We start from the raw sequence: 17789 nt of genomic DNA, 5'->3' as shown, positions 1-17789 counted from the left end.
ATGAAAAACATGAGCGCGAAATACATTGAAAAACAAAGGCAAAGGGCGCCGTCGGCCCGGTCGCTTGAAACCAAGGCGCGGATTCTGGACGCGGCCGAGGCGCTGTTTGCCGAGCGGGGATTCGAGGGCGCCTCGATCCGTGAAATCGCCGCCCGCGCCGGGGTGCAGGTGGGTCTGGTCCACCATCATGGCGGCGGCAAGGAAGAGCTGTTCTTCCAGACCGTCGCACGCCGCGCCGACGAGCTTGCCCGGATCCGTAAGCAGGCGCTGGAGGATCGGCGCGCGCAGGGCCCGCTGACCCTGCGGGGCATTCTGGACTGTTTCATCCGCCCCTATGTCAGCCTTGCCGAAACCGGCGGGCCGGGTTGGATGGCCTATGGGCGGCTGGTGGCGCATGTGTCGGTCGATCCGCGCTGGCGCCATATTGCCGCCGAGTGTTTCGACCCCACCGCTCAGTTCTTCATCCGTGAGATCGCCGCACTGTATCCGCAGGCCGACCCGGCGCTTTTGGCCACTGGCCAGGTCTATTCGGTCTCGGCGATGCTGGCGCATCTCAACAGCGCCTGGCGGGTGCAGGCGCTGTCACAGGGGGGCGATCTGTCCGGGATCGACCAACTGGTCGAGTTCTGCGCCGCGGGGATCGAGGCAATGGTGCACTCGGGCCACGCTCGGCCCTGACCCGGCTCAGTCGATCACCCGGGCGGTCCCCGAGACGCGCAGGGATTCAAAATCTCGGCCCTCAATTGTCAGTTTATCGGCAGCTTGGGTGACGACTCGGGCTTTGGTTGCGCCTTGGATTTTGTGTAGGGGGTAAATCCGGGATAGACGGCCTGCATCGCTTCGATGGCCTGCGCGCGGAACTGGGTCTGGAACGGGTCTGGCTCGTCGGCGCGCACGGCCTCGGGCGAGAGGTAGAAGCCGACGGTCACGACCGAGACGGCGAAGACCGATCCGGCGGTCAGGGTGGCAAGTGTGTTGGTAATCGCGCGTAGCATGGCATTGATACTCCTGTTGCTGACGGGTTCGGGGTCTTGGGGGTGGCTCAGGCCTTTCGGGCCAGGGTCTGCTTCAGGCGGTCGTTCTCGGCCTGCAGTTGGGCCAGTTGGCGGCCAAGCTCGTTCAGATGCGGGCGCAGCTCGGCCTCGGTGAAGCGGGGGGTGATGTGGCGCGGGCAGTTCCAGTCCAGCGCCGCGACATGGATGATCGCCGCGCGTTCGGCCTCGGCCCCATCGGGAAACAGATCGCGCGCGGCATCGGCCCCTTCGCGAAAGTCCACGCGGCCCAGAATCTTGAGCCTGCGCTGGTTGGCGTAGTCCATCAGGATCAGCGCGATCCGGTCATTGCCGTCCAGATTCCCGCGCGAGATATACTGTTTGTTGCCCGAGAAGTCGGCATAGCCGATGGTCCGGTCGTCCAGCACCTTCAGAAACCCGGTCGGGCCGCCGCGATACTGGACATAGGGCCAGCCGGTCTCGGACACGGTGGATTGATAGAACCCGTCGCGCGCCTCGATGAAGGCCTGCTCGGCGGGGCCGATCAGGTGGCCCTGCTGCGGGCCGCCGTCGATGAACTTTGCATAGGATGCGGCCGAACCCATCCGTTCCTGGTGGGCGCGGACGGCGGGGGTGAAGGTCAGTTCGGAAAAGGCGCGTGGCATGGGGTGCCTCCTTTCACAGGTTCAGATCGGACAGGCCGGGATGGTCGGCGGGCCGTGGCCCCAGGGGCCAGTGAAAAAGGCGCTGGGCGTCGGTGATCGGCAGATCGTTCAAGGACGTATGTCGCTGGGCCATCCGGCCATCGGCGGCAAACTCCCAGTTCTCGTTGCCGTAGGACCGGAACCACTGGCCGCTGTCGTCGTGCCATTCATAGGCATAGCGCGCCGCGATGCGGTTCCCGTCACAGGCCCACAGCTCCTTGATCAGGCGATAGTCCAGTTCGGTTCGCCATTTGCGGGTCAGAAAGGCGTGGATCTCGGCGTGGCCGGTCAGGAACTCGGACCGGTTCCGCCACTGGCTGTCCTCGGTATAGGCCGGGGTCACGATGTCGGGGTTGCGGCTGTTCCAGGCGTCTTCGGCCTTGCGGACCTTTTCGATGGCGGTCTGCTTCGTGAACGGGGGCAGAGGAGGGCGCTGCATGGTCAGAGACTTTCAGGCGAGGGTGGCGGCCAGAAGGGCCAGGGTCAGAAGGAAGGGAACATAGCTTGCGGGAAATGGGCTGGCGCGGCGTCGCATCGGTCAAATCCTTTGGGTGTACAGATCAGTAAACTGTGTTGATAAGGTGTACAGATCGGTTAATATCTTCAACCCTTGAGCCGAAAAAAGTTTTTCATTCATCCTTTCTGGACGGATATTAATTTTAAAAAACAGTGATTTCAGCGGTGTGAATTGCACCTGCGCGGCAAAGGCATTATGTACTGATCTGTACGCAAAGGAGCCGAATCATGCGTCCGAACAAACGGGATGAGCTGGTCCGAAAAGCACTGCAGGTGTTTTACCGCGACGGGTTTCACGCCACCGGAATGGACCGGCTGGTGGTCGAAACCGGCGTGTCCAAGACCTCGATGTACAAGCATTTCCGCACCAAGGAAGAGCTGATCCTGGCGGTGCTGCGCCTGCGGGACGAGAATTTCCGCAACTGGTTCGTGCGCCGGATCGAAGAACTGGCCGACACCCCCGCCGATCAACTGCTGGCCGCGTTCGATGCGCTGGACGAATGGTTCCGCGAGGACAATTTCCGCGGCTGCATGTTCATCAAGGCGGGGGCCGAATACCAGGGTCCCGACCACCCGATCCATGTGCAGGCGGGCGAGCACAAGCGCCTGCTGCTGGAATATTTCACCGACCTGTGTCGCAAGGCCGGCGCGCGGAACCCGGACAAGCTGGCCTGCCAGCTGCTGCTGCTGAAAGAGGGCGCGATCGTCACCGCCGTGCTGCTCCGCAACGGCGATCCCGCGCGGGACGCCAAAGAGGCGGCTGCCGTCTTGCTGAAAAACGCGCTGGCTTGACCCATGAAAACCCGCTTTAGTCCCTGAAGCAGGAAAAAAGGGGGGCGTATGCAGCAGGCTTCGGATTTTCTGGAAGAATGTCAGGTTCTTGATGACGCACTGACGGGGCTGGATGCCGCGGACTGGCAGATCGTGACCCAGTTCAAAGACTGGACGATCGACGATGTGCTGGTGCACCTGCATTTCTGGAACCAGATGGCCGACCTGTCACAGCGCGACCCGAATGCGTTCGATGCAAGGGTGCAGCAGGTGATGCCGCGCATTCAGGCCGAGGGCTTTCGCGCCATGGAAAACGCTGCAATCACTGAGCGTGGACATGATCTGCGCGCCGCATGGTCTGATCTATGCAGCCGAATGGGCCGCGACTGGTCGGGGCTGGACCCCAAGGCGCGGGTCAAATGGGTGGGGCCGGACATGTCAGTGCGGTCCTCGATGACCGCCCGGCAGATGGAGACTTGGGCGCATGGGCAGGAGGTATTCGACATTCTTGGCCTGACCCGGCCCGAGACCGACCGGATCCGCAACATCGTCGTGCTGGGCGTGAACACCTTTGGCTGGACTTTCACGGTGCATGGCCGCCCGGTTCCTCCGGTGACGCCCCATCTGCGCCTGATCGCGCCTTCGGGGGCGCTGTGGGAGTTCGGCGCGCCCGGCGCCGACCTGATCGAAGGGCCGGCCGTCGATTTTGCCCGCGTTGTGACCCAGACCCGAAACGTGGCGGACACCGGCCTGTCGGTGCAGGGGCCGGTCGCGCAGGAATGGATGGCCATCGCCCAGTGTTTCGCCGGCGCCCCGGAAACGCCGCCGCCGCCCGGCGCCCGGCACCGCGTAGGGCATTGACGCCAAAGGACGTTGCGTAGCAGCGCAAACCGACGCGGCGTCACCCGGATTGGCGGAATCGGCGGCGAAAGCTACCCTTTTCGCCAACAGAATTCCGGAGAACCAATCATGTCCCTTTTTACTTCGACCGCCCCTTGGGTCACTGACGAACACCGCATGTTTGCCGAAATGGCCGGACGGTTCATGGATGATGAACTGGTGCCCAACATCGAAGCCTGGGCCGAGCAGGGCGTGGTCGATCGTGATTTCTGGCGGAAGGCCGGGGAAACCGGGCTGATGGCCGGGGCCATCCCCGAGGAATTCGGCGGTGTCGGTGGCGGCATGGGTTTTGACGCGGTCACGATCTATGAGCAGACCTCGCGGGGGGATGCGGGCTGGGGCTATGGCATCCAGTCGATCGTGACCCACTACATCACCGCTTATGGCAGCGAGGATCAAAAGAGCAAATGGCTGCCCAAGTTGGCCTCCGGCGAGATGGTCGGCGCGCTGGCCATGACCGAACCGGGCACAGGCTCGGACGTTCAGGCGATCCGCACCACCGCCGAGAAGGATGGCAATTCCTACCGGATGAACGGGTCCAAGATCTTCATCACCAATGGCCAGACCGCCGACCTGATCATCGTGGCCGCCAAGACCGACAAGTCGCTGGGTTCCAAGGGCGTGTCGCTTATCGCGGTCGAGACCGAGGGGGCCGAGGGCTTCCGCCGGGGGCGCAACCTCAAGAAGTTGGGCATGAAGGCCAATGACACGGCCGAGCTGTTCTTCGAGGACGTCAAGGTGCCGATGACCAACCTTCTGGGCTCCGAGGAAGGGCAGGGCTTCTATCAGTTGATGAAGCAACTTCCGTGGGAACGTCTGACAATTGGCATCATGGCGCTGGGCGCGATCGACTTCGCCATCGCTGAAACGGTGAAATACACCCAAGAGCGCAAGGCGTTCGGCCAACGGGTGATGGATTTCCAGAACACCCGCTTCAAGCTGGCGGAATGCAAGACCAAGGCCGAGGTGCTGCGCAGCTTCGTCAATGACTGCATCGCCAAGCTGGAGGCCGGGCAGCTGGATGCGGCCACCGCCTCGATGGTGAAATACTGGGGGTCCGAGGTGCAAAACGAGATCATGCATGAATGCCTGCAGCTGTTCGGTGGCTATGGATTCATGATGGAATACCCGATCGCGCGGCTTTACGCGGATGCGCGGGTGCAGATGATCTATGGCGGTACCAACGAGGTGATGAAGGAACTCATCGCCCGCTCGATCGACGTCTGACCGGTCGCTCCCGCCCGTCGTCAACGGCCCTTGCAGGCCGCCTCCTCAGGTTGGGCCCGGCCGCGCCCGAGCGATGCTCGGCCGCGGCGGAGGCGGATCGGCTAAGGCAGCTGCCCCTGCAGCCATGCGCGGAACGAGACAAGAGGGGCCGGTTCCGTGCGATTTTGCGGCCAGACAAGATAGTAGTCGCCCAGGCTGACCGGCGGAGCTGCACAGGCCGGAACCAACCGGCCGGCCTCGAGCTCGGCTGAAATCAGGTAGCTGGGCAGCAGTGCTACGCCCAACCCATGGATCGTAGCCTGGATCATGGTCGAGAACTGGTCGAACAGCATGCCTCGGACACCCTCGACAGGGGTGCTTTGCGCGGCGAACCAGCGTTCCCACGCATCGGGCCGGGTATCCAGATGCAGCAGTGGTGCGTCGACCAGCCATTCAGCGTTCGGGGCTTCGGCTGGCAGCAGGGCTGGCGCGCAGACCGGCAGAACCTCTTCGCGCATGATCGGCAGATAGTTCACCCCGGTCCAGTCTCGCTGGCCGAAATGGATAGCCGCGTCGAAAGGTTCGGTGCCGAAGTCGAAAGGCTTGAGCCGTGTGCTCAGGTTCATCGTCACTTCGGGGTGGCGCTGCGCGAAATCCTGAAGCCGTGGCGCCAGCCAGTGCATACCGAACGCGGGCAGGATCGACAGTTCCAAAGAACCGCCAGAGGGGTTGGCCTTCAGCTTCAGTGAGGCCTGCGCCAGTTGCTGCAGCGCCGTTCGGGCAGTTTCCACGTATTCCTTGCCAGCGGGTGTGAGTTGCAGGCGCATTTGGTCGCGTTGGATCAGTGCGACGCCCAGCTGTTCTTCGACGGCCTTCAACTGGCGACTGACCGCGCTTTGGGTGAGCGAGAGTTCATCGGCAGCTGCTGAGGCGCTGCCCAAGCGGTCGACGGCTTCGAGCGCCAACAGGGAAGAAATAGACGGCAGAAATCGACGCGGCGCCAGCATATGACTTTTCCTCATGGCTTGTGGAGGGAATATCACTGGTGGATCCCCCAATCCAATAGCAAAAAGGCGCGGCGGTAGAAAAGTGCAGCGGGGCGATTATGACCATTCAGAACAGTTCGAGCGGATTTCGGCGGGCAGGGAGACTCGACGGGATCGAATTGTCCGAGATCGTCCAAATCTCGGAACGGGCCGCGCAGTTGCGTGCGCAGGGTGTGGACGTGATCGCGCTCAGCACCGGCGAGCCCGACTTTCCCACGCCGCCGCACGTGGTCGAGGCCGCCCACAAGGCGGCGCTGGACGGTCAGACCCGATACCCCGCCACCGCCGGAACGCCGGCCCTGCGTGCCGCTATCGCGGAACAGGCCGGGGTCGAGCCGGCGCAGGTCATCGTCTCGACCGGGGCCAAGCAGGTGCTGGCCGGCGCGTTCCTCGCGACGCTCGATTCGGGCGATGAGGTCATCACCACCGCGCCTTTCTGGACCAGCTATGCCGACATGGTGAAACTGGCGGGCGGCACTCCGGTGGTGCTGGACTGCCCGCGTGAACAGGGTTTCAAGCTGACCCCCGAACAGCTCGATGCCGCGATCAGCCCGCGCACCCGCTGGCTGCTGCTGAACACGCCCTCGAACCCGACCGGGGCGGTTTACACCGAAAGCGAATTGCGAGCGTTGGGCGACGTGCTGGAGCAGCACCCGCAGGTCTGGGTGATCTCGGACGAGATCTATCAGCACCTTGCCTATGTGCCTTTCACACCCTTCGTTCAGGCGGTTCCGGCGCTGGCAGACCGCACGCTGACGGTGAACGGCGTGTCCAAGGCCTATTCGATGACCGGCTGGCGCATCGGCTGGGGGATCGGCCCCGCGCCACTGATCAAGGCGATGGTGGCGGTGCAGGGGCAGATCACCTCAGGCGCCTGCTCCATCGCGCAGGCGGCGGCGCTGGCCGCGCTGACCGGCCCGCAGGACCTGCTGACCGAACGCCGCGAGGCCATGCGCGCGCGCCGCGATCTGGTGGTGGCAAGCCTGAATGCCGCCGGATTGGACTGCGCGGTGCCCGACGGGGCCTTTTACGTCTTCCCGCGGACGCCTGCTGCGATGCCCTCGGACCCCGAGTTCTGCCGCCACCTGGTGGATCACGCGGGCGTCGCGGTGGTGCCGGGGCGGGCCTTTGGCATGCCGGGGCATTTTCGGCTTTCCTTTGCCTATGACACCGATAGCCTGACCCAAGGCCTGCGCCGGATTACCGACGCTACGGCCGAACTTTGACCTGACCGGGGAACCCAGATGGATCGCGCCCAGATCGTTCACGAAAACTTCCTGACCCGCGTCGCCAATCGCGACCTGCCCGCAGGCGCACCGCCGCGCCCGGGCCTGACTGCGCCCGAGGCGGTTTCGCTGTTCCGCTCGCAGGTCCTCAGCCGTGCGCTGGACCGCACCAGCCGGGCGATGCAGAAGGCGGGGCAGGGCTTCTACACCATCGGATCCTCGGGGCACGAGGGCATGGCCGCCGTGGCCCATGCCCTGCGCCCGACCGACATCGCCTTTCTGCACTATCGCGACGCCGCCTTTCAGATCGCCCGGGCCGAGCAGGTGCCCGGCCAGCAGATCGCCTGGGACATGCTGCTGAGCTTTGCCTGCTCCAAAGAGGACCCGACCTCGTGCGGGCGGCACAAGGTGCTAGGCTCCAAGGCGCTGATGATCCCGCCACAAACCTCGACCATCGCCAGCCACCTGCCCAAGGCGGTGGGCGCGGCCTATAGCCTGGGCGCGGCGCGGCGGCACGACCCCGAACACCGGCAATTGCCCGAGGATGGCATCGCCATGTGCTCCTTCGGTGACGCCTCGGCCAACCACTCCACCGCGCAGGGGGCGATCAATACCGCCGGCTGGACCAGTGTCCAGTCGATCCCGCTGCCGCTGCTCTTTGTCTGCGAGGACAACGGCATCGGCATCTCGGTCAAGACACCCAAGGGCTGGATTCAGGCCTCGATGGAGCATCGCCCGGGCATCAGGTATTTTCAGGCCAACGGGTTGGACATCTATGAGACATTCGCGGTGGCGCAGCAGGCGGCCGAATACGTCCGCACCCGGCGCAAACCGGCCTTTCTGCACCTGAAAACCGTGCGCCTTTACGGCCATGCGGGGGCGGATGTGCCCACCACCTATCTCAGCCGCGCCGAGGTCGAGGCGGATGAGGCCAACGACCCGCTGCTGCATTCGGTGCGCCTGCTGGATCAGGCCGGGGCGCTGCCGCCCGATCAGGCGCTGAAGATCTATGAGCAGACCTGCGCCCGCACCGACCGCATCGCGGCCGAGGCCGCCAACCGCCCGCATCTGTCCACCGCCGCCGAAGTCGCGGCCAGCCTGATCCCGCCGAAACGCCCCTGCAAACCCACCAACGGCCCCAGCGCCGAGGCCCGCGCCGCAGCTTTCGGCAGCGACCTGCGCGCGATGGACGACCCGCAGCCGATGGCCCGCCTGATCAACTGGGCCCTGACCGACCTGATGCTGGAACATGGCGAGATCGTCTGCATGGGCGAGGATGTGGGCCGCAAGGGTGGCGTCTATGGCGTAACCCAGAAGCTGCAGGCGCGTTTTGGCCCGGACCGGGTGATCGACACGCTGCTGGACGAACAGTCGATCCTCGGCCTCGCCATCGGCATGGCCCACAACGGCTTTGTCCCGATCCCCGAGATCCAGTTCCTCGCCTATCTGCACAATGCCGAGGACCAGATCCGGGGCGAGGCCGCCACGCTGCCGTTCTTCTCGAACGGGCAGTTCACCAACCCGATGGTCGTGCGGATCGCCGGGCTGGGATACCAGAAGGGCTTTGGCGGGCATTTCCACAACGACAACTCGCTGGCCGTGCTGCGCGACATTCCGGGCGTCATCATCGCCTGCCCCTCGACCGGGGCGGATGCGGCGCGGATGCTGCGTGAATGTGTGCGGCTGGCGCGCGAGGAGCAGCGGGTGGTGGTGTTCCTCGAACCCATCGCGCTCTACCCGATGCGCGACCTGCACGAGGGGCAAGACGGCGCGTGGATGACCCGCTATCCCGCGCCCGGTGAACGCATCGCGCTGGGCGAGGTGGGCGTGCATGGAGACGGCACCGATCTGGCGATCGTGACCTACGGCAACGGCCATTACTTGTCGAAACAGGCCCTGCCCGAGCTGCAGTCCGCCGGGCTGACCACCCGCCTCATCGACATGCGCTGGCTGGCGCCGCTGCCCGAACAGGCGCTGCTGAAGGCCACCAAGGGCTGCAAGCACGTCTTGATCGTCGATGAATGCCGCCGCACCGGCAGCCAGTCCGAGGCGCTGATGACGCTCTTTGCCGAGCAGACCGACCTGCCCACCGCCCGCGTCGTGGCCGAGGATTGCTTCATCGCCACCGGCCCCGCCTATGCCGCGCCGCTGCCCTCGCGTGACGGCATCGTGGCCGCCGCTCTTACCCTGACCGGAGCCAAGAAATGACCCGCACCGCCGTCGTGATCTGCCCCGGCCGGGGCACCTACAACAAGTCCGAGTTGGGCTACCTGCACCGCCACCACGCGGGCCGTATGGAGCTGTTCCGCGAGTTCGACGCGATCCGCGCCGAAACGGACCAAGAGGCGGTGACCGCGCTGGACGGCGCGTCGCGTTTCTCGGTCAGCAAGTATTCCCGTGGCGACGTGGCCTCGCCCCTGATCTACGCCGCATCGCTGGCTGATGCGCAGGCGCTGGCCGAGGATATCGAGGTGGTGGCCGTCACCGGCAACTCGATGGGCTGGTATATCGCGCTGGCCGCCGCGGGGGCGCTGTCGCCCGAAAACGGGTTCCGGGTGGTAAACATCATGGGCACGCTGATGCAGACCCACCTGATCGGCGGGCAGCTGGTCTATCCCTTCACCGGCGACGACTGGCGCGACGACTCGGCCCGAAAGGCCGAGCTTTTGGCCGAGGTGGCGCGCATCAATGCCCTGCCGGAGCATGACCTCGCCCTGTCGATCGATCTGGGCGGGATGCTGGTGCTGGCCGGCAACGAGGCCGGGCTGAGGGCCTTCGAGGCCGCGCAACCCGTGGTGCAGGAGCGGTTCCCGATGCGGTTGGCCAATCACGCGGCCTTTCACACGCGCCTGCAGGCCCCCGTGGCGCAGGAAGGCCGCCGCCTACTGCCCGCCACGCTGTTCACTCAGCTGGACCTGCCGATGATCGACGGGCACGGTAAGATCTGGTGGCCCGGCGCCACCGACACGGGCGCGCTGTGGGATTACACGCTGGGCCATCAAGTGACCGAGCCTTACGACTTTACCCGCGCGGTGCAGACCGCCGCCCGCGAATTCGCGCCCGACCTGTTCATCGTGACCGGCCCCAGCGCTACGCTGGGCGGCGCTGTGGCGCAGTCGCTGGTGCTGGCCAACTGGCGCTGCATGTCAGACAAGGACAGCTTTCAGGCCCTGCAGGCACAGGACCCGTTCCTGATCGCGCTGGGGCGCGAGGATCAAAGACCTCTTGCCATCGGCTGAGCCCTCGGGAAATCTGCGCGCGCATTCAAGGATATCCCGCCCATGACCACCGACCCGGAAATCAGCCTGTGGACCAGAACCAGCCGCGAGCGGGTGGACGCCCCGCCCCTGACCGGGTCCGTCACGGTGGACCTTGCGGTGATCGGCGGCGGCTACACGGGTTGCTCGGCGGCACTGCACGCGGCGCAGGCGGGGGCCTCGGTCTGTCTGCTCGAGGCGCACCAGATCGGCCATGGCGGGTCGGGCCGCAATGTCGGGCTGGCCAATGCCGGGCTGTGGCTGCCCCCGGCCGAGATCCGCGCCCATCTGGGCCGCGAGGCGGGCGATCGGTTGATCGCCCTGCTGGCTCAGGCCCCGGCCGAGGTGTTCCGCCTGATCCGTGACCACGCCATCGACTGCGAGCCGGTGCAGGCCGGAACCCTGCACCTAGCCCATTCGCCAAAAGGTCTGCGCGACCTGCAGGCCCGCCACCAACAACTGTCATCCGACGGCGCGCCGGTCGAGCTGCTGTCCGCGCAGGAAGCCGCCCGCCGCACTGGCAGCGAGGCCTTTCACGGCGCTATTTTCGACCCGCGCGCCGGGACGATCCAGCCGCTGGCCTATGTGCAAGGCCTCGCCCGCGCAGCGCGGCAGGCCGGGGCGGCGATCCACGCCAACAGCCCGGTGCAGACCCTGCGCCACGATGGCGAGCTATGGCATCTGGAGACGCCGCAAGGCTTGGTGCGGGCCAAGGCACTGATCCAGGCCACCAACGCCTATCATGCAGGACTGCCCGACACCCGTCAGGATTATGTGCCGGTCTACTACTTCCAATACGCCACCGACCCACTGCCCGAGGACATCCGCGCCACCCTGCTGCCGGGGGGCGAGGGGTGCTGGGATACCGGGCTGATCATGACCTCGTTCCGCATGGATCAGGCCGGGCGGCTGGTGATCGGGGCGATGGGTGATCTGGGACACGTGGGCAGCTTTGCCCATCGCGGCTGGATCACGCGGAAACTGGCGCAGATCTTTCCCCCGCTGGCCGAACGGCCGCTGAAAGACGGCTGGCACGGGCGCATTGCCATGACCTCGGACCACATCCCGAAACTGGTTCAGATCGGGCCGAACGCCTTGTCGACGCATGGCTATTCCGGGCGCGGCATCGGGCCGGGCACTGTCTTCGGCCGCATGATGGCCGACAGCCTGCTGACGGGCGACCCCGCCCGCCTGCCATTGCAACCGGTGACCGCCCATCACGAAAGCTGGACAGGCTTGCGCCGCGCCTTCTTTGAAACCGGCGCGGCGCTGACGCATCTGGTCAAGGCAAGGGTCTGACCGGTCAGACCGAGCGGGTGATCCCGCCATCCACCCGGATGTTCTGCCCGGTGATGTAACCGCCGCCCTCGGAGGCCAGCAGCGATATGACTGAGGCGATCTCGTCATAGCTGCGCCCATAGCGGCCCATGGGGATCTTGGCCTTGAACTCTTCTTTCTCAGGCAGGCTGTCGATGAAGCCGGGCAGGACGTTGTTCATGCGGATATTCTCGGCAGCATATTTGTCGGCGAACAGCTTGGTGAACGCCGCCAGCCCGGCCCGGAATACGCCCGAGGTCGGAAAGACTGGGTCGGGCTCGAACGCCGCGAAGGTCGAGATGTTGATGATCGTCCCGCCCCCCTGCGCCTGCATGATCGGCGTCACCAGCCTTGTGGGGCGCACCGCGTTCAGGAAATAGACGTCCATCCCCTGATGCCAGTCTTCGTCGGTCAGCTCCAGCACCGGCGCGCGCGGGCCATGCCCGGCCGAGTTCACCAGCACGTCGATCCGCCCCCAATGGGCCATCGCCGCATCCACCAGCCTCTGCAGGTCGTCAGTCGACTGGTTCGAGCCGGTCACGCCCACGCCGCCCAGCTCGGCTGCCAGCGCCTCGCCCTTGCCGGACGAGGACAGGATGCCCACCTTGAACCCGTCCGCCGCCAGCCGCCGCGCCGCATCCGCACCCATGCCGCTGCCGCCGGCGGTGATCAGAGCCACTTTTTCCGTCATCTTCGTTCTCCGTTTCAATCTGCTGCCAAGATGAAGCGTCGCAGGCCGTTTGACCAATCAGTTCTTCTGCCTTAAGGGTGTAGAAAAACTATTGCGTGGACGTCATGGTTGCCCTTCCTCCGCTGAACGCCCTGCGCGCCTTCGAGGCGTCGGCCCGTCACCTGAACTTCAGGCTGGCGGCGCAGGAACTGGGTGTTACCCAAGGGGCGGTTGCCCAGCAGGTCCGGGGTCTCGAGGCGCGGCTGGGCACCCCGTTGTTCGACCGACTGCCGCGCGGCTTGCGCCTGACCGAGGCCGGACGGCGATTCCACGCGCCCCTGCGCCGCGCTTTCCGCCTGATTGAAGAGGCGGTCGAAGACCTGTCGGGCCAGCGCCAGATCACCTTGTCGGTCACGCCCAGCTTTGCCTCGAAATGGCTGGTGCCGCGGCTGGGCGATTTCACCGCGCGGCACCCGGATGTCTCGGTGCAGGTCGATGCGCGCGAGCGGCTGGCTGATTTCCAGACGGACGGGGTGGATATCGCGGTGCGGCAGGGCCGCGCGCCGTTTGGCGACGGCCTGGTGGCCGAGCCGCTGTTCCCCACCGAATTCGTCGTCGTCGGCAGCCCCGACCTGGCCGCGCAGGTGACATCGGCTCAAGACCTGCTGGCGCATGTACTGCTGAGCGATTCTCATGGCCTGTGGCCCCTGTTTCTGGAACGCGCCGGCGTGCAGGGGCGCCCGAGAATGATGAATTTCAGCCAGACCAGCCTGGCCATCGATGCCGCCGTGGCCGGGCAGGGCTTTGCGCTAGCCAATGCGCCACTGGTCGCGGCCGAGCTGACGGCGGGGCGGTTGGTGCAACCGCTGGCGCAGGTGCTGCTGGACGATCTGGGGTTCCATATCGTCACCCCGCGCAAGCCGCGGCAGCCGGATCTGGTGGCGCTGATGCGCGACTGGCTGCGGGCTCAGGCCTGAAGCGTGGCGGCAATCGCCGCGATCCGCCCCCGCAGCCAGCGATGGGCGGGATCGTTGGCGAACCGCTGGTGCCAGACCATGTAGATCGAAACCGGCTGACAATCGAAGGGCAAGGGCGCGCAGTTTAGCGCCGCCAAAGGCCCTTGTTTCATCAGCGCCGTGTCGGTCGAGATCAGATCGCTGCCTTTCACGAAGGCCGGGATCGCGTTGAAATGCGGCAAGGTCACGGTGGGCGGGCGGATCTGGCTCTGATCCACGCCGCGCATCACCGCCCGCGCGTTGCGCCCATCGGGAAACCGCACCTCGACATGGTCGGCGGCGCAATAGGCGGCCCAGTCGGCGGGCGGATCACGCCGCTCGGCGTCGTAAAACACCATCAGGGGGCTGCTCACCAGCAGCTTCTGAAAGATGTCGGGGCCGTCCGGCGGCAGCGGGGTCAGCATCAACTGGCACCGGTCGCTGCGCAGCAGTTCCGGGTCGGGCACGCCCGAGGGCATGAACCCCAGCTGCAGCCGCACCCCATCGGACCGCGCCCTGCGCAGCAACTTCGGAAAGATCAGCTCGCGCGGCATGTCGTTGGTGGCGATCTGCACGGTGATCTCTTCGGACAGCGGGTCAAAGGGCCGCTCGTCGGTCAGGGCGCGCATCCCGTCCAGGACCTTCTGAACCGGCTCCTTCAGCGCCAGCGCCCGCTCGGTCGGGGTAAGCCCTTGACCGGAGCGCACGAACAGCGGATCGCCCAGCACATGCCGCAACTTGGCCAACGTGTGGCTGATGGCCGATTGCGTAACGCCGAGGCGGTCGGCGGCCTTGGACACTGAGTTTTCCTCGAGGATCGTCAGGAAGGTGCGCAGGACCTTGCCGTCCAGATCAGTGAAATCGATTTTCTTCATACCGTTTATGATCCGCCATGAATGGTATTGCTGTTCATGCCGCGCTAGGGGAAGCTTGGCAACAGGAGGCACGCGATGGGGATCCGCTTTTTCTCGGACAAGAACCGACCCGTTCACATGGGTCCTTATCCGCTGGAACGGCTGCGGCGACAGGATGCGCTGCCCGATCTGTCGGCGTTGGACACGATGCCGGTGCTGAGTTTCGACCGCCCCGAGCAGCCCCACAGCATCGTCAACGCGATGGGCGAGTTTCAGGCGATGCTGGACACCATCCGCGATGGCTTCGTCAATCCGGCCCGGGCTGAGATGCCCGGCGATCCGGTCGAGCGCGCCAACCACCTGAAGGCATTTGGCTATTTCAACGATGCATCGATGATGGGTTGCGGGCCTCTGCCGCCGCAGGCGCTGCTGGACCAGCCCCGGCGCAACCCCGATATCGACCGGCTGGCCCATGCGCTGCAGACCCGGCAGACAAAGACCCTGGCCTCGGGGATCGACGTGATCATGGCCGACCTGCGCGACAGCGTCGCGGCCCAGCCGGGGCCGATCACCGCCCATCTCCATGCCATCGTGTTCCTGTACGAACATCACCGCGACCCCGATCCGGCCGAGCCCGGCGCCGAGTGGATCCTGGATGCGCAGGATCACCGCGCCTGCCTGCTGGCCACCGAAAACGCGGTGGTGATCGCCAACTACATCCGCTTGTTGGGGTATGACGCGCGGGCGCATTCGGTGATGTCCTCGGACGTGGATCTGCCGCGCCTTGCCGCCGCAGCCGGGTTGGTCTGGGCCGAGGATGGAACCGCCGTGGCCCCCTGGCTGGGGCGTCGGTTCGGGCTGGCCGCCGTGACCACCGAGTTGGAAATCGCCCATGATCGACCGCTGGCCCCGCGCGACCGGCAGCCGTGGTTCCGCACCCAAGGCCCCGCGTGGTGGCTGGGCGCGGGTTTTGCCAAAAGCGCGCTGAACCGCGACCCTTTCGCCCGCCGCCGCTATGTCGATGGCGCGCACCCGTTCGAGACGCTCAAACGCGTGGACAGCCCGACCACCTATATCGACGAAGCGAACGTGCCCCGCGTGCCCAAACGCGCCGACATGTTTGCGCGGGCGCAGTTCGGCGACATGGGCAAACCGCTGCAGGACGCGGCGAAGGGCGGGCACTACGTCCGAAAATCCGCGCCCAGCTTTGCCCAACGGCGCGCGCTGGGGGCCTTCGTCCTGCTGCAGGACGGCGACAGCGCCGAGGTCGCCAGCCCCACCGATGCCGAGCGCAACGCGGCGAACATCAAGGCGGCCAGCTATTTCCTGAGCGTCGATGCCGTGGGCCTCAGCCGCTGCCCCGAATGGGCGTGGTATTCCCACGACGCCACCGGCGAGGAAATCGTGCCGCCCCACGATCAGGCCGTTAGCATGATCATCGACCAGGGTTATGAGACGATGGAGGGCGCATCCGGCGATGACTGGATCAGCGTCGCCCAGTCGATGCGCGCCTATCTGCGGTTCTCGCTGCTGGGTGGGGTATTGGCCCGTCAGATCCGCAATCTGGGCTACAAGGCCAAGGCGCATACGGTGATGGATGGCGAAGTGCTGCAGCCGCCGCTGCTGTTGCTGTCGGGGCTGGGCGAGGTCAGCCGCATCGGCGAGGTCATTCTGAACCCGTTCCTGGGCCCGCGCCTGAAATCGGGTGTGGTGACCACCGACATGCCCATGACCCACGACAAGCCCATCGACTTTGGCCTGCAGCGGTTCTGCGAAAGCTGCAACAAATGTGCTCGCGAATGCCCCTCGGGGGCGATCACCGCCGGGCCCAAGCTGATGTTCAACGGCTACGAGATCTGGAAATCCGACAGCCAGAAATGCGCCACCTACCGGATCACCACGCCCGGCGGGGCGATGTGCGGGCGCTGCATGAAGACCTGCCCCTGGAACCTGGAAGGGCTGTTCGCCGAACGCCCCTTCCGCTGGGCTGCGATGACCATTCCCGCCGCTGCGCCCGCGCTGGCGAAACTGGACGATGCGCTGGGCAATGGCGGGCTGAACGACACCAAGAAATGGTGGTGGGATCTGGAACTGCAGCCCGACGGCGCCTATCGGCCCACAGCGCACCCGCTGAACCGGCGCGATCTGCAAAAGGATCTTGACCTGAAATACGAAGATCAGACGCTGGCCGTCTATCCCGCCCCCATTGCGCCGCATCCCTGGCCCTATCCCTTTGCGATGGACCGCGAAGCCGGGATTGCCGCCTATCAGGCGATGGTCACCGCCGAGGAGTACAAGGCCCGTCTGGCCGCCGGAGACCTGTCGGTGGTTCATCGCTACACGATCTCCGGCGACGCCCCGGTCATGCGGGTCGAGGTGACCAAGGTCGAGAAGATGACGCCGGATGTCAGCAAATACGAATTCTCGGCCCCGGACGGTGCGCCCTTGCCGGATTGGACGGCCGGCGCGCATCTGGACGTGTTGGTGGCGCCGGAATTTCTGCGGCAATACTCGATGTCCGGGGACCCGGCCGACCGCATGACCTATCAGATCGGGGTCCTGCGCGAGGATCAGGGCCGCGGCGGATCGGCCCTGCTGCACCGGATCTTCACGCCGGGCCGCAAGGTGTTCGTGTCAAAGCCGATCAATCATTTCCAACTGGACGAGACCGCCTCCCGCACTCTGCTGATGGGCGGCGGCATCGGGATTACCCCGATGATCGCCTTCGCGCAACGCCTGCACGCGCTGGGCCGTGATTTCGACCTGCACTATTCCATCCCCTCACGGGAAAAGGCCGGGTATCTGGCCGATCTGGCCGCAGCGCCCTGGGCGGACCGCGTGCATTTGCATGTCTCGGACGAGGGCACCCGCGCCGATCTGGGCGCGATCCTAGCGGGCTATCGCGACGGCTGGCATGTCTATACCTGCGGCCCGGACCGCTACATGGAGGCGGTGATGCAGGCTGCCGAATGTCAGGGCTGGCCCGAGGAGGCCCGGCATCTGGAGTATTTCTCGGTGCCCGAGCAGCCCGATTTTGAAAACCACCCGTTCACCCTGCGGCTGGCACGGTCAGGGCGTGACCTTGAGGTGCCCGTCGACAAAGACGCGGCGCAGGTGCTGAACGAGGCCGGCATCCATGTCGACGTGAAATGCGCCGACGGCATCTGCGGCGTCTGCAAATGCGGGCTGATTGCGGGCGAGGTCGAGCATCGCGATTTCGTCCTGTCGCGCAATCAGCGGGAATCGGCACTGATTCTGTGCCAGAGCCGCGCGGCCGAGCCGGGCGGGGTGGTCGAGATCGACCTCTGACCCCGGTCGGAAAGCGACATTTTCAG

16 protein-coding genes are annotated in these 17789 nt (G+C 65.6%); 10 read left to right on the top strand and 6 right to left on the bottom strand.

Features of this window, described 5'->3' with window-relative positions:
- The first annotated feature begins 9 nt into the window (after nucleotides 1-9).
- The gene (locus tag ACR0JC_RS07240) at nucleotides 10-678 is read left to right on the top strand and encodes a TetR/AcrR family transcriptional regulator (RefSeq protein WP_170337665.1); all 669 of its coding nucleotides are present in this window, start codon (nucleotides 10-12) and stop codon (nucleotides 676-678) included.
- Nucleotides 679-746: 68 nt separating this feature from the next.
- Here the strand turns inward: ACR0JC_RS07240 and ACR0JC_RS07235 are convergent, their stop codons facing one another.
- From ACR0JC_RS07235 to ACR0JC_RS07225, 3 genes are read right to left on the bottom strand one after another with little or no spacing between them, the layout of a single operon-like run.
- On the bottom strand, nucleotides 747-995 hold the full coding sequence (locus ACR0JC_RS07235) for a hypothetical protein (RefSeq protein WP_174820299.1): 249 nt from the start codon (nucleotides 993-995) through the stop codon (nucleotides 747-749).
- Between the two features lie 47 nt (nucleotides 996-1042).
- Complete coding sequence (locus ACR0JC_RS07230) at nucleotides 1043-1657, bottom strand: pyridoxamine 5'-phosphate oxidase family protein (RefSeq protein ID WP_170337667.1); 615 nt, start codon at nucleotides 1655-1657, stop codon at nucleotides 1043-1045.
- A gap of 13 nt (nucleotides 1658-1670) precedes the next feature.
- Nucleotides 1671-2135 (bottom strand): nuclear transport factor 2 family protein, encoded by a 465-nt coding sequence (locus ACR0JC_RS07225; protein ID WP_170337670.1) that lies wholly within the window; start codon nucleotides 2133-2135, stop codon nucleotides 1671-1673.
- A gap of 305 nt (nucleotides 2136-2440) precedes the next feature.
- On the opposite strand from ACR0JC_RS07225, the gene ACR0JC_RS07220 reads away from it, so the two are divergent.
- From ACR0JC_RS07220 to ACR0JC_RS07210, 3 genes are all read left to right on the top strand, one after another.
- The gene (locus tag ACR0JC_RS07220) at nucleotides 2441-3004 is read left to right on the top strand and encodes a TetR/AcrR family transcriptional regulator (RefSeq protein ID WP_170337673.1); all 564 of its coding nucleotides are present in this window, start codon (nucleotides 2441-2443) and stop codon (nucleotides 3002-3004) included.
- Nucleotides 3005-3052: 48 nt separating this feature from the next.
- Nucleotides 3053-3844 carry a TIGR03084 family metal-binding protein gene (locus ACR0JC_RS07215; RefSeq protein WP_170337676.1) on the top strand — a complete coding sequence of 264 codons (792 nt, stop codon included), beginning with the start codon at nucleotides 3053-3055 and terminating at the stop codon, nucleotides 3842-3844.
- Nucleotides 3845-3952: 108 nt separating this feature from the next.
- Nucleotides 3953-5110: an acyl-CoA dehydrogenase family protein gene (locus ACR0JC_RS07210; RefSeq protein ID WP_170337679.1), complete on the top strand. Its 1158-nt coding sequence runs from the start codon at nucleotides 3953-3955 to the stop codon at nucleotides 5108-5110.
- Nucleotides 5111-5211: 101 nt separating this feature from the next.
- Here ACR0JC_RS07210 and ACR0JC_RS07205 read toward each other — a convergent pair whose 3' ends face one another.
- Complete coding sequence (locus ACR0JC_RS07205; protein ID WP_170339975.1) at nucleotides 5212-6096, bottom strand: LysR substrate-binding domain-containing protein; 885 nt, start codon at nucleotides 6094-6096, stop codon at nucleotides 5212-5214.
- A gap of 98 nt (nucleotides 6097-6194) precedes the next feature.
- Between ACR0JC_RS07205 and ACR0JC_RS07200 the strand changes: the two genes are divergently transcribed.
- Genes ACR0JC_RS07200 through ACR0JC_RS07185 form a run of 4 tightly spaced genes read left to right on the top strand, consistent with a single transcriptional unit; the run spans nucleotide 6195 to nucleotide 11917 of the window.
- Entirely contained in the window at nucleotides 6195-7361 is a 1167-nt protein-coding gene (locus ACR0JC_RS07200; protein WP_170337681.1) for a pyridoxal phosphate-dependent aminotransferase, read from the top strand.
- An 18-nt stretch (nucleotides 7362-7379) separates the two neighbouring features.
- Nucleotides 7380-9569, top strand: a complete 2190-nt coding sequence (locus ACR0JC_RS07195) for a dehydrogenase E1 component subunit alpha/beta (protein WP_170337683.1) — start codon at nucleotides 7380-7382, stop codon at nucleotides 9567-9569.
- Nucleotides 9566-10600: an ACP S-malonyltransferase gene (locus ACR0JC_RS07190; RefSeq protein ID WP_170337685.1), complete on the top strand. Its 1035-nt coding sequence runs from the start codon at nucleotides 9566-9568 to the stop codon at nucleotides 10598-10600. The genes ACR0JC_RS07195 and ACR0JC_RS07190 overlap by 4 nt, the downstream gene beginning before the upstream one ends.
- 42 nt (nucleotides 10601-10642) lie before the next feature.
- Complete coding sequence (locus ACR0JC_RS07185) at nucleotides 10643-11917, top strand: NAD(P)/FAD-dependent oxidoreductase (protein ID WP_170337687.1); 1275 nt, start codon at nucleotides 10643-10645, stop codon at nucleotides 11915-11917.
- Nucleotides 11918-11921: 4 nt separating this feature from the next.
- On the opposite strand, the gene ACR0JC_RS07180 is transcribed toward ACR0JC_RS07185, so the two are convergent.
- On the bottom strand, nucleotides 11922-12626 hold the full coding sequence (locus tag ACR0JC_RS07180) for an SDR family oxidoreductase (protein ID WP_170337689.1): 705 nt from the start codon (nucleotides 12624-12626) through the stop codon (nucleotides 11922-11924).
- Nucleotides 12627-12730: 104 nt separating this feature from the next.
- On the opposite strand from ACR0JC_RS07180, the gene ACR0JC_RS07175 reads away from it, so the two are divergent.
- Complete coding sequence (locus ACR0JC_RS07175) at nucleotides 12731-13582, top strand: LysR substrate-binding domain-containing protein (protein WP_093962870.1); 852 nt, start codon at nucleotides 12731-12733, stop codon at nucleotides 13580-13582.
- Here ACR0JC_RS07175 and ACR0JC_RS07170 read toward each other — a convergent pair.
- On the bottom strand, nucleotides 13573-14475 hold the full coding sequence (locus ACR0JC_RS07170) for a LysR family transcriptional regulator (protein ID WP_170337691.1): 903 nt from the start codon (nucleotides 14473-14475) through the stop codon (nucleotides 13573-13575). The two genes, ACR0JC_RS07175 and ACR0JC_RS07170, sit on opposite strands and share 10 nt — an antisense overlap.
- A 75-nt stretch (nucleotides 14476-14550) precedes the next feature.
- Between ACR0JC_RS07170 and ACR0JC_RS07165 the strand changes: the two genes are divergently transcribed.
- The gene (locus ACR0JC_RS07165; RefSeq protein WP_170337693.1) at nucleotides 14551-17763 is read left to right on the top strand and encodes a reductive dehalogenase; all 3213 of its coding nucleotides are present in this window, start codon (nucleotides 14551-14553) and stop codon (nucleotides 17761-17763) included.
- The last annotated feature ends 26 nt before the right edge of the window (nucleotides 17764-17789 follow it).

The organism is Ruegeria sp. CH5 (assembly GCF_056537025.1).
This window is presented reverse-complemented; position numbering and strand designations above follow the sequence as displayed.